At 61.1% G+C, this 11,780-nt stretch carries 11 protein-coding genes; 9 read left to right on the top strand and 2 right to left on the bottom strand.

The window, feature by feature from the left end; translation table 11 throughout:
• The first annotated feature begins 411 nt into the window (after nucleotides 1-411).
• From B3397_RS20645 to B3397_RS20665, 5 genes are all read left to right on the top strand, one after another.
• Nucleotides 412-1,698, top strand: coding sequence for an ABC transporter substrate-binding protein (locus tag B3397_RS20645; protein ID WP_296253632.1), 1,287 nt, complete (start codon nucleotides 412-414; stop codon nucleotides 1,696-1,698).
• Nucleotides 1,699-1,845: 147 nt separating this feature from the next.
• Nucleotides 1,846-2,751 carry a carbohydrate ABC transporter permease gene (locus B3397_RS20650; RefSeq protein ID WP_296253634.1) on the top strand — a complete coding sequence of 302 codons (906 nt, stop codon included), beginning with the start codon at nucleotides 1,846-1,848 and terminating at the stop codon, nucleotides 2,749-2,751.
• A 98-nt stretch (nucleotides 2,752-2,849) separates the two neighbouring features.
• Nucleotides 2,850-3,593, top strand: a complete 744-nt coding sequence (locus B3397_RS20655; protein ID WP_414704421.1) for a carbohydrate ABC transporter permease — start codon at nucleotides 2,850-2,852, stop codon at nucleotides 3,591-3,593.
• Between the two features lie 4 nt (nucleotides 3,594-3,597).
• Nucleotides 3,598-4,758 carry an ABC transporter ATP-binding protein gene (locus tag B3397_RS20660; protein WP_296253636.1) on the top strand — a complete coding sequence of 387 codons (1,161 nt, stop codon included), beginning with the start codon at nucleotides 3,598-3,600 and terminating at the stop codon, nucleotides 4,756-4,758.
• Nucleotides 4,759-4,882: 124 nt separating this feature from the next.
• Nucleotides 4,883-6,187: a carbohydrate porin gene (locus B3397_RS20665; protein ID WP_296253719.1), complete on the top strand. Its 1,305-nt coding sequence runs from the start codon at nucleotides 4,883-4,885 to the stop codon at nucleotides 6,185-6,187.
• Between the two features lie 539 nt (nucleotides 6,188-6,726).
• Here B3397_RS20665 and hexR read toward each other — a convergent pair.
• Complete coding sequence (gene hexR, locus B3397_RS20670; RefSeq protein ID WP_296253720.1) at nucleotides 6,727-7,587, bottom strand: DNA-binding transcriptional regulator HexR; 861 nt, start codon at nucleotides 7,585-7,587, stop codon at nucleotides 6,727-6,729.
• A gap of 213 nt (nucleotides 7,588-7,800) precedes the next feature.
• Between hexR and zwf the strand changes: the two genes are divergently transcribed.
• The 3 genes from zwf to B3397_RS20685 are packed head-to-tail and all read left to right on the top strand — an operon-like array spanning nucleotide 7,801 to nucleotide 10,653.
• Nucleotides 7,801-9,270, top strand: coding sequence for a glucose-6-phosphate dehydrogenase (gene zwf, locus B3397_RS20675; RefSeq protein WP_296253637.1), 1,470 nt, complete (start codon nucleotides 7,801-7,803; stop codon nucleotides 9,268-9,270).
• On the top strand, nucleotides 9,257-9,970 hold the full coding sequence (gene pgl, locus B3397_RS20680) for a 6-phosphogluconolactonase (protein ID WP_296253638.1): 714 nt from the start codon (nucleotides 9,257-9,259) through the stop codon (nucleotides 9,968-9,970). The genes zwf and pgl overlap by 14 nt, the downstream gene beginning before the upstream one ends.
• Before the next feature lie 17 nt (nucleotides 9,971-9,987).
• The gene (locus tag B3397_RS20685; RefSeq protein ID WP_296253639.1) at nucleotides 9,988-10,653 is read left to right on the top strand and encodes a bifunctional 4-hydroxy-2-oxoglutarate aldolase/2-dehydro-3-deoxy-phosphogluconate aldolase; all 666 of its coding nucleotides are present in this window, start codon (nucleotides 9,988-9,990) and stop codon (nucleotides 10,651-10,653) included.
• A gap of 98 nt (nucleotides 10,654-10,751) precedes the next feature.
• Here the strand turns inward: B3397_RS20685 and B3397_RS20690 are convergent, their stop codons facing one another.
• A complete protein-coding gene (locus B3397_RS20690; RefSeq protein ID WP_296253721.1) occupies nucleotides 10,752-10,994 on the bottom strand; it encodes a DUF3820 family protein in 243 nt (80 codons plus the stop codon).
• A gap of 202 nt (nucleotides 10,995-11,196) precedes the next feature.
• Between B3397_RS20690 and B3397_RS20695 the strand changes: the two genes are divergently transcribed.
• On the top strand, nucleotides 11,197-11,652 hold the full coding sequence (locus tag B3397_RS20695; RefSeq protein WP_296253640.1) for a PA2169 family four-helix-bundle protein: 456 nt from the start codon (nucleotides 11,197-11,199) through the stop codon (nucleotides 11,650-11,652).
• Nucleotides 11,653-11,780 lie beyond the last annotated feature (128 nt).

Here is an 11,780-nt window from a genome sequence, read left to right on the forward strand (position 1 = left end):
GGGGTGTGGGGTGGTGTGGGGCGTGGGAGGATTGTGGCTGAGGTCGGGTGCGGAGCGAGGTGGTGTTTACGAGTGATGTTGTGTGGTTCGGGGTTCGGCTACGCCCGAGATCTCCCCTCTTTCCCTGCCCTCCGCTCGTCCGATCGGAGCCTTAGCGCCCACGTCCTTGGTTGGGCTGTTTGCGTGCAGGACCTGCCCGTCGGTGGGTTGCCGGTGACCTTGGTGCTCCCGCGTGATGTGGGGTGAGGGGACCATTCACCGCAAACCTCAAACAGTACCCAACCCCAATGTCACCATCCCGTGACATTTCCCCATCCCTTCGTTACTTCACCCGCCGCAACACCTGATTACACTCCCCTGCAGCGCAAGCACCAGACTTGCATCTGCATAACAACAAAAAAAGGATGTCCCATGAATGCGATCTCTCGCCTCGCCACTGTCGTCTCCCTCGCTACCCTGTTCCCGCTGAGTGCCATGGCCGCCGATTCCAAAGGTACGGTCGAGGTGGTGCATTGGTGGACGTCGGGTGGTGAAAAAGCGGCGGTCGACGTGCTCAAGGCACAAGTCGAGAAGGACGGCTTCACCTGGAAAGACGGCGCCGTCGCCGGCGGTGGTGGCTCCACGGCCATGACCGTGCTCAAGAGCCGCGCCATGGCGGGCAACCCACCGGGTGTCGCCCAGATCAAAGGCCCGGATATCCAGGAATGGGGCAAGACAGGCTTGCTCAGCGACACGGCCTTGGAAGACGTAGCCAAGGAAGAGAAGTGGGACAGCCTGCTGGTCAAGAAGGTCTCCGATACCGTGAAGTACGAGGGCAAGTACGTCGCCGTTCCGGTGAACATCCACCGAGTCAACTGGCTGTGGATCAACCCGGAAGTGTTCAAGAAGGCCGGTATCGACAAAGCCCCTACCACCCTCGAGGAATTCTACGCCGCAGGCGACAAGCTCAAGGCCAAGGGCTTCATCGCCCTGGCCCACGGTGGCCAGGCCTGGCAGGACAGCACCGTGTTCGAGGATGTGGTGTTGTCGGTGATGGGCGCCGATGGCTACAAGAAAGTCTTCGTCGACCTGGATGAAAGCGCCCTCACCGGCGAGCAGATGGTCAAGGCCTTCACCGAACTCAAGAAAGTTGCCACCTACATGGACCCCAACCGCGCGGGCCGTGACTGGAACATCGCTGCCGCCGACGTCATCAATGGCAAGGCTGGTATGCAGATGATGGGCGACTGGGCCAAGTCCGAATGGACTGCCGCCGACAAGGTCGCCGGCAAGGACTACCAGTGCGTGCCGTTCCCTGGCACCGAGAACGCCTTCACCTACAACATCGACTCCCTGGCGGTATTCAACCTCAAAGACAAGGCCGACATGGCAGCCCAGCAAGACCTGGCCAAGGTGGCACTGGGTACGGACTTCCAGAAGGTGTTCAGCATCAACAAGGGCTCGATTCCGGTGCGCACCGACATGCTCGCCGAAATGGACAAGCTGGGCTTCGACGCCTGCGCTCAGACCGCCGCCAAGGACTTCCTGGCCGACGACAAGACCGGCGGCCTGCAGCCGAGCATGGCGCACAACATGGCCACCACGTTGGCGGTGCAGGGCGCGATCTTCGATGTGGTCACCAATTACATCAACGACCCCGAAGCCGATCCGAAAAAAGCCGCCGACCAGTTGGCCAAAGCCATCCGCTCAGCCAAGTAACCTGTAGCACCGGCGTAAGCCGGGTCCGCCCCCCGCCATTCCATCAGGCATACGCGGTGGGGCTAGACGCGGCTTACGCCGCTGCTACATGGCGTGATGCGTGACTGGACGCGGCTTGCGCCGCTGCTACTTCTTATCGAGGTTTCCATGAGCTCAATTGCTGTCACCAGCCGGGCCTCTTCCCAGGACGCTCTGCAGCGCTGGCTGCCCAAGCTGGTTCTGGCGCCGAGCATGCTGATTGTGCTGGTCGGCTTCTACGGCTACATCCTCTGGACCCTGGTGCTGTCATTCACCACTTCCAGCTTCATGCCCAACTACAAATGGGCGGGCCTGGCCCAATACGCACGTTTGATGGACAACGATCGCTGGTGGGTCGCCAGCAAGAACCTGGCGGTGTTCGGCGGTCTGTTCATCTTCATCAGCCTGGTGCTGGGCGTGTTCCTGGCGGTGCTGCTGGACCAGCGCATTCGTCGCGAGGGCTTTCTGCGCACCATTTACCTTTACCCGATGGCGCTGTCGATGATCGTCACCGGCACCGCCTGGAAATGGCTGCTCAACCCCGGCATGGGGCTGGACAAGATGCTGCGTGACTGGGGCTGGGAAGGCTTTCGCCTGGACTGGCTGGTGGATCAGGACCGTGTCGTCTACTGCCTGGTGATCGCGGCGGTGTGGCAGGCCTCGGGGTTTGTCATGGCGCTGTTCCTGGCCGGCTTGCGCGGCGTCGATCAGTCGATCATTCGCGCCGCCCAGGTCGACGGCGCCAGCCTGCCGACCATCTACCTGCGCATCGTGTTGCCGAGCCTGCGACCGGTGTTCTTCAGCGCGTTCATGATCCTGGCCCACATCGCCATCAAAAGCTTCGACCTGGTGGCGGCCATGACCGCCGGCGGCCCAGGCTATTCCTCGGACCTGCCGGCCATGTTCATGTACGCCTTTACCTTCAGCCGTGGCCAGATGGGCCAGGGCTCGGCGAGCGCCATGCTGATGCTGGGCGCGATTCTGGCCATCCTGGTGCCATACCTGTACTCCGAACTGCGGGGCAAACGCCAATGAGCAATGCAATCGGCAAACCGGCCCTGACCTTCAACCGGGTGGCGATCTACGCCGTGCTGCTGCTGGCGGCGGCCATCTACCTGGTGCCGCTGGTGGTGATGCTGCTGACCAGCTTCAAAACCCCGGACGACATCCGCACCGGCAACCTGCTCAGCCTGCCGGAAGTGTTCACGGTGATCGGCTGGGCCAAGGCCTGGGGCAGCGTGGGTGGGTATTTCTGGAACTCCGTGATGATCACCGTGCCGGCGGTACTGATCTCAACCTTCATCGGTGCCATGAACGGCTATGTGCTTTCGATGTGGCGCTTTCGCGGTTCGCAACTGTTCTTCGGCCTGCTGCTGTTCGGCTGCTTCTTGCCGTTCCAGACCGTGCTGCTGCCCGCCTCGTTTACCTTGGGCAAGTTCGGCCTTGCCAACACCACCACCGGCCTGGTGCTGGTGCACGTGGTCTACGGGCTGGCCTTCACCACGCTGTTCTTTCGCAACTATTACGTCAGCGTTCCAGACGCGCTGGTCAAGGCGGCGCGGCTTGATGGGGCGGGGTTCTTCACCATCTTCGGCAAGATCCTGCTGCCCATGTCGATCCCGATCATCATGGTCTGCCTGATCTGGCAGTTCACCCAGATCTGGAACGATTTTCTGTTCGGCGTGGTGTTTGCCAGCGGCGACGCGCAACCGATCACCGTGGCGCTGAACAACCTGGTCAACACCAGCACTGGGGTCAAGGAATACAACGTCGACATGGCGGCGGCGATGATCGCCGGGCTGCCCACCCTGTTGGTGTACATCTTCGCAGGCAAGTATTTCCTGCGCGGGCTCACAGCCGGCGCGGTCAAGGGGTAGTCACATGGCAACGCTGGAACTTCGCAACGTAATCAAGACCTACGGCAGCGGTTTGCCGGACACCCTCAAGGACATCGAACTGTCCATCGAATCGGGGGAATTCCTGATCCTGGTAGGTCCGTCGGGCTGCGGCAAGTCGACCCTGATGAACTGCATCGCGGGCCTGGAAAACATCACCGGTGGCGCCATTTTGGTGGACGGCGCCGACATCAGCGGCATGAGCCCCAAGGACCGCGACATTGCCATGGTCTTCCAGAGCTATGCCCTGTACCCGACCATGACGGTGCGCGAAAACATCTGCTTTGGCCTGAAGATCCGCAAGATGCCCCAGGCCGCCATCGACGAGGAAGTGGCCAGGGTGGCCAAGCTGTTGCAGATCGAACACCTGCTCGATCGCAAGCCGGGGCAGTTGTCCGGCGGCCAGCAACAGCGGGTGGCAATGGGCCGGGCGCTGGCGCGGCGACCGAAGATCTACCTGTTCGACGAGCCGCTGTCCAACCTCGACGCCAAGCTGCGGGTGGAGATGCGCACCGAGATCAAGCTGATGCACCAGCGCTTGAAAACCACCACGGTGTACGTCACCCACGACCAGATCGAAGCCATGACCCTGGGCGACAAAGTGGCGGTGATGAAAGACGGCATCATCCAGCAGTTCGGTACGCCCAAGCAGATCTACAACGACCCCGCCAACCTGTTCGTGGCCAGCTTCATCGGCTCGCCGCCGATGAACTTCATACCCCTGCGCCTGACCCGTCAGGAAGGTCGCCTGGTGGCCCTGCTCGACAGCGGTCAGGCGCGCTGCGAGTTGCCCCTGGGGTTGAGTGACGCGGGACTCGAAGCACGGGACGTGATCCTGGGTATTCGCCCGGAGCAGATCACCCTGGCCGACGGCGAGCCTAATGCCATGCCAACCCTGCGCGCCGAAGTTCAGATCACCGAGCCTACCGGGCCGGACACCCTGGTATTCGTCACGCTGAACCAGACCAAGGTCTGCTGTCGCGTGGCCCCGGACGACGCGCCGCAGATCGGCGCCACGCTCAACCTGCAATTCGATCCGGCCAAGGTCCTGCTGTTCGATGCCAGCAGTGGCGAACGGCTGGGCCTGGCAGCGCCGTCGGCCAGCGCCGCACCCTTGGGCAACGTGACCCAGTTCAAAGGACGCTGAATACCCGGCGGACGGCCTGTCGCCCGCCATTCGCATGGCTGTACAACACGTTAATAACAATAAAAGAGGAAGAGGGATGAACAGCAGACGCATCAATAAACCCAAGCTGATCGGCCGGTTGTCCATGGTCGGCGCCTTGAGCCTGGCTAGCAGCGTTCACGCGGCGGGGGCCTTCAGTGAAGATTCGCCCTGGATGACCGGCGACTGGGGAGGCTTGCGCACCGAACTGTTGGAGAAGGGCTACGACCTGTCGTTGGAGTATGTGGGGGAGGTGGGCAGCAACCTGGACGGCGGCTACAACGACGACACCACTGCCCGTTACAGCGATCAGTTCGCGCTCGGCGTGAAGATGGACCTGGAGAAAATCCTGGGCTGGAACGACGCCGAGTTCAAACTGGCCATCACCGAACGTAGCGGCCGCAATATTTCCAACGACCGCATCGGCGATCCTCGTGCCGGCACCTTGAGTTCCTCTCAGGAAGTGTGGGGCCGGGGCCAGACCTGGCGCCTGACCCAGATGTGGTTCAAGCAGGGCTACTTCGACAACAAGCTCAACGTCAAGATCGGCCGCTTCGGGCCCGGCGAAGACTTCAACAGCTTCCCCTGCGACTTCCAGAACCTGGCATTTTGCGGCTCGCAGGTGGGCAACTGGGTGGGCAACATCTGGTACAACTGGCCGGTGAGCCAGTGGGCGTTGCGCATCAAGTACAACATCACCCCCGAGGTGTATGCCCAGGTCGGTGTGTTCGAGCAGAACCCGTCCTATCTGGAAACCGGCAACGGCTTCAAGCTCAGCGGCAGCGGCACCAAGGGCATGATCCTGCCGGTCGAGCTGGTGTGGACACCCAAGCTCAACGACCTGCCCGGCGAGTATCGCGTGGGTTACTACTACAGCACGGCCAAGGCCGACGACGTCTACGAAGACGGCAATGGCCAACCGGCTGCCATCTCCGGCGCGAGCTACAAATCCCACAGCAGCAAGCACGGCGCCTGGATCGTGGCCCAGCAGCAGATCACCAGCCACAACGGCAGCGCCTCACGGGGCCTGAGCGTATTCGCCAACGCCACGGTGCACGACAAAGACACCAATGTGGTGGACAACTACCAGCAAATCGGCCTGACCTACATGGGGCCTTTCGATGCACGGCCCAAGGATGACATCGGGGTGGGCATCGCGCGGATTCATGTGAACGAGGATGCGCGCAAGAACCGGCGGTTGGTCAACGACCTGAACAATATCGATGACTATGACAATCCGTCGTATCTGCCGATTCAGGACACCGAGTACAACGCTGAGGTGTACTACGGGTTTCACGTGACCAATTGGCTGACCGTGCGGCCAAACCTGCAGTACATCAAGCATCCTGGGGGGGTTAATCAGGTGGATGATGCGTTGGTGGCGGGGTTGAAGATTCAGTCGAAATTCTGATTCGTGGTGTGTGCTATTTGCGGACGGCCCAGGTCGTCCGTTTTTTTTGCGCAAACCCCGTAGCAGCGGCGTAAGCCGCGTCCAGCCGTTACACAATCCACCTGCGTAACCGCGGCGCCACCGGACGCGGCTTACGCCGCTGCTACAGGGCCTGCGCTTGACCGGGGTGGGGCGAATATCAAAAGCCGAGGCAACGCTCTTGATCTGCCTTGGTTTTTGCTTCTGATCTCAAGCCCGTCCCAGCCCGGCCGAACGCAGGCGATGTGGAGGGGGAGACGAGGCAGGAGCCGAGTCAGGTGTTTAGGCCAGGGACGGCCGTAAACGCCGGCCCCCGGAGCATCGCCGGAGTGAGGGAACCCGAAGCGCAGCGCAGGGCCGTATGGAGGGCGCAGCGTTTTGCTTACTTTTTGGCGTCTGAAAAAGTAAGTCGCGCGTAAGGCGCGAAACAAAACTCAGCGCCCCCGCGCAACCGGATATGTACGCAAACCCCAAAGCCAGCCAGCGACGCGGCTTACGCCGCTGCTACGGGCGTCGGGCCATCAATCCAACCCATCCCCCGCCGGATACCGACTTACATTCAAACTCTCCTTGATCTTCCTCAAATGCGGCTGAAAATCCACTCCGCGACGAAGGGTCATCCCCGTTGCCAGAACATCAAGTACGGTTAACTGCACGATCCGCGAAGTCATCGGCATATAGATATCCGTATCCTCGGGCAGCGGTATATTCAGGCTCAAGCTGCTAGCCTTGGCCAGCGGCGAGCCCGCCGCCGTCAACCCCAGCACCGAAGCGCCGTTATCCCGCGCCAGACGCGCCACTTCCACCAGCTCGCGGGTGCGGCCGGTGTAGGAAATGATCACGAACAACTCGCCCGTATGGGCGACCGACGCCAGCATTCGCTGCATAAGGACATCGGCATGGGCCGACACCGCCAGGTTGAACCGGAAGAACTTGTGCTGGGCATCCAGCGCCACGGGTGCGGAAGCGCCGAGGCCGAAGAAGTGGATCTGCCGGGCCTGGATCAGCATGTCCACGGCGCGGCTGACCAGTGCCGGGTCCAGTTGCTGGCAGGCGCTGTCCAGCGACGCGATGGCGCTGCCGAAAATCTTCTGGGTGTAGGAGGCCGGGTCGTCGTCGGCTTCCACGGCGCGGCTGACATAGGCGGCGCCGCTGGCCAGGCTCTGCGCCAGTTGCAACTTCAGTTCCGGGTAGCCACTGACGCCGAACGAGCGACAGAAGCGGTTGACGGTCGGCTCGCTGACCTTTGCCGCCTGGGCCAGCGCCGCAATGCTGAAGCGAGTGGCCTGCTGCGGATTGAGCAGGATGACTTCGGCCACTTTGCGTTCGGCCTTGTTCAATTCATCGAGGCGGCCCTGGATCTGCTCCAGAAGGTTTCGCACGCGGTCCATGGTATGTCCTTGGGTCTGCTTCAGCGCCAGCACGCGTGTCTGGCATGGCTGTCTTCACGGGTGGCTTATCCTACTGGGGGCCGCAGCCCGCCACCACTCGAATCTGTTTAAACGGCCAAATGTTGTGGTTATTACTACATTCTGCCTTGAATCGTGCCCTGAAAAAGGGTATTACTCGTTCAACTTGATAGAAGAACAAACATCATGCCATCAATGACTGCCGAACCCTGCACCTTTGCCCTCTTTGGCGCCTTGGGCGACCTGGCATTGCGCAAGCTGTTCCCAGCCCTGTATCAACTCGATCGCGCACAGCTGTTGCACGCCGACACGCGCATTCTGGCACTGGCCCGCGAGCCAGGCGATGAAGCCCAGCATCTGGGCGAAATCGAAGCCGGCCTGCGCAAATTCGTCGCCGACGCGCAGATCGAAGCCGAGCCTTTGCAGCGTTTCCTGGCGCGCCTGAGCTACGTGCATGTGGACTTTCTGGACGCCAGCACCTACGTCGCGCTGGCGGATAAAGTCGGCGACGCCGCCCAGTTGATCGCCTATTTCGCCACGCCTGCCGCTGTGTATGGCGCTATCTGCGAAAACCTGCACAAGGTCGGTCTTACCGAACGCACCCGTGCCGTACTGGAAAAGCCGATCGGTCACGACCTGGAGTCCTCGCGCCGGGTCAACGATGCCGTGGCGCAGTACTTTCCGGAAAACCGCGTCTATCGTATCGACCACTACCTGGGCAAGGAGACGGTGCAAAACCTCATTGCCCTGCGTTTTGCCAACAGCCTGTTCGAAACCCAGTGGAACCAGAACTACATCTCCCACGTGGAAATTACCGTGGCCGAGAAAGTCGGTATCGAGGGCCGTTGGGGTTACTTCGATCAGGCCGGTCAACTGCGAGACATGATCCAGAACCACCTTTTGCAGCTGTTGTGCCTGATTGCCATGGACCCGCCGGCCGACCTGTCTGCCGACAGCATTCGTGACGAAAAGGTAAAAGTGCTCAAGGCCCTGGCGCCGTTCTCCGCTGAAGGCTTGACCCAGCAAGTGGTACGCGGCCAGTACATTGCCGGCTACAGCGAAGGGCGTCCGGTACCGGGTTATCTGGAGGAAGAAAACTCCAACACCCAAAGCGACACCGAAACCTTCGTGGCGCTGCGTGCCGACATTCGCAACTGGCGCTGGGCGGGCGTGCCGTTCTATCTGCGTACCGGCAAGCGCATGCCGCAGAAGCTGTCGCAGATCGTCATTCACTTCAAGGAACCGCCGCACTACATCTTCGCCCCCGAGCAGCGCCTGCAGATCAGCAACAAGCTGATCATCCGCCTGCAACCGGACGAGGGTATTTCCCTGCGCGTGATGACCAAGGAGCAAGGCCTGGACAAGGGCATGCAACTGCGCAGCGGGCCGTTGCAGCTGAATTTTTCCGACACCTACCGCAGCGCGCGCATCCCCGATGCCTACGAGCGTCTGCTGCTGGAAGTGATGCAGGGCAACCAGAACCTGTTTGTCCGTAAAGATGAAATCGAATATGCGTGGACGTGGTGCGACCAGTTGATCGCTGGCTGGAAGAAGTCTGGCGATGCGCCCAAGCCGTATGCGGCGGGGTCCTGGGGGCCGATGAGCTCGATTGCACTGATTACGCGTGATGGGAGGTCGTGGTATGGCGATATCTGATTTGCAGTTTCCCGAGGCGGTGAAGGTTCACGATTTCGTGAGCCCACCGCTGTTGGCAGAAGCCCTTGCGGGCAAAGTGGCCGAGCAGCTGCGCGACGCGATCGAACGCCAGGGCGTGGCGACTTTGGTGGTGTCTGGCGGGCGCAGCCCGGTGACGTTCTTCCAGTGCCTGGCACGCCAGACCCTGGACTGGTCGCGCGTGGTCATTACCCTGGCCGACGAGCGTTGGGTGCCGGTGGAGCATGTCGACAGCAACGCCGGTTTGCTCAAGCGCTACCTGCTGGTGGGTGCCGTGGCCAAGGCCCGGTTCATCAGCCTGTACCAGACCACCGCCAGCCAGGAAGAGGCTGCCGAAGCGGCCGATCGCCTGCTGGCCGAACTGCCGCCCATCGACGTGCTGATTCTGGGCATGGGCGATGACGGCCATACGGCCTCGCTGTTCCCCGCCAGCCCGAACCTGAGCCAGGCGCTGGACCTGGCCAACGAGCGCCGCTGCTGGCCCATGCTGGCCCCCAGCGTGCCTCATCAGCGCCTGAGCATGAGTCGCGCGCTGCTGGCTTCGGCTCGCTTCAAGGTGCTCTCGGTACAAGGCGAGGCAAAACTCACCACCCTGCGCACGGCGCTGGCTGGCGATGACATCGCCCAGATGCCGATCCGTGCGTTTCTACACTCGGCCCTGGACATCTACTGGTGCCAATGAATCAAGGAACCGTTTCCATGACGACGCGCGAACAACAACAACGCATGGTCGACAAGGTCGCTCAGATCGACGCCCTGGCCGCCCGCGCCCGGATCTTGCCGGTGATCACCATCGCCCGCGAAGAGGACATCCTGCCGTTGGCCGACGCGTTGGCGGCCGGTGGCCTGACAGCGCTGGAAGTGACCCTGCGTTCGGAGTTCGGCCTCAAGGCCATCAAGCTGCTGCGTGAACAGCGTCCGGAGCTGCTGGTAGGCGCAGGCACGGTGCTGACCCGCGAGATGCTCATTGCCACCGAGCAGGCCGGTTCGCAGTTCACCGTTACCCCGGGCGTGACGCAGGACATGCTCGAAGCCGGCGTGGAAAGCACCTTGCCGCTGCTGCCTGGGATCAGCAGTCCATCGGAACTGATGATGGGGTATGCCCTGGGCTACCGCCGCTTCAAGCTGTTTCCAGCGGAGGTGAGCGGTGGTGTGGCGGCAATCAAGGCGCTGGGTGGGCCGTTCCCGGAAGTGCGTTTCTGCCCGACGGGGGGTGTCAGCCCAGCCAACGTGAAGAGTTACATCGCCCAAGGCAACGTCATGTGCGTGGGCGGGACATGGATGCTGGACAGTGCATGGATCAAGAACCGTGACTGGGCCCGTATTCAGGAGTGCAGCGCCGAGGCGTTGGCTTTGTTGGACTGATTCGAATTCGTTGTGTGCTGTATGGCTTTTTCAGGGCGCTTGGTCGGCGCCCTTTTTTTTGCCTGGGGTTTATGGGGGCCGAACCGACAGCCCTGCGATCAGCGACCGTCCGCAATCCGCGGCTTGCCGTGCTTGACCCGCAAGGGGTCGAGGAGGTCCGACAGGCCGTTGTGATCGATTTCCTGCATCAGTGCCAGCAGCCCGCCGATCTCGCCGTTGGGAAATCCCTCGCGAGCGAACCAGTTCAGGTAGTGTCCCGGTAGGTCGGCAATGCTTCGCCCTTTGTACTTGCCGAAGGGCATTTCTCGGGTGATCAGTAGCTCAAGTTTCTCAGGGTTCATGGGTTGGCCGTAGATCGGGAACGAAGCATCGAGCTTACATGCATTCTGCACGAAGCCCCATCACCGGTTCATGCATAACGACACAGGGCGGTAAGTTCAATAACATTTAAGCCATTGATATTTAAGGTTTTTATATTTTTTGAAAGTTGGCACAAAGGCTGCTCTAGTCCTAGCATCCTCTAAACCGCACAAGGCATTGAAAATGAACGACCAAGCCAAAGAAGTTGTATCGATCCTTAACAACTTGATCGAAACTTGCAAAGACGGTCAGGAAGGCTTCAAGACCTGCGCCGAAGACGTCAAGAACCCTGAGCTCAAGGCGTTGTTCACCAAGCACTCCGAGGAATGCGCGCGCGCTGCCGGCGAGTTGCAGGAACAGGTGGTAGCCCTGGGCGGCAAGCCTGAAGATTCCACCAGTGTCAGCGGTGACCTGCACCGCCGCTGGGTTGACGTGAAATCGATCTTCACTGGCAAGGACGAAGAAGCGGTCCTCAATGAAGCCGAGCGTGGCGAAGATGTCGCCAAGAAAGCCTACAAGGAAGCGCTGGAGAAGCCACTGCCGGCTAACGTCTACGCCATCATCGAGCGTCAGTACCAGGGCGTGTTGAGCAACCATGACGAGGTCAAGGCACTGCGTAACATTGCTCGTGCCAGCTGATTCCACTGGCCAGTAAAAACGCCCGCGCATCGGGCGTTTTTTTATGCCTTGAATTCAGTGGCGCCGCGGCTAACGCCATCGCGGGTAGAACCCGCTCCCACAGGGGTTCGTCTTGGAGCAAGAGGTCA

Source organism: Pseudomonas sp. UBA4194 (assembly GCF_002379585.1).
Lineage (GTDB): Bacteria > Pseudomonadota > Gammaproteobacteria > Pseudomonadales > Pseudomonadaceae > Aquipseudomonas.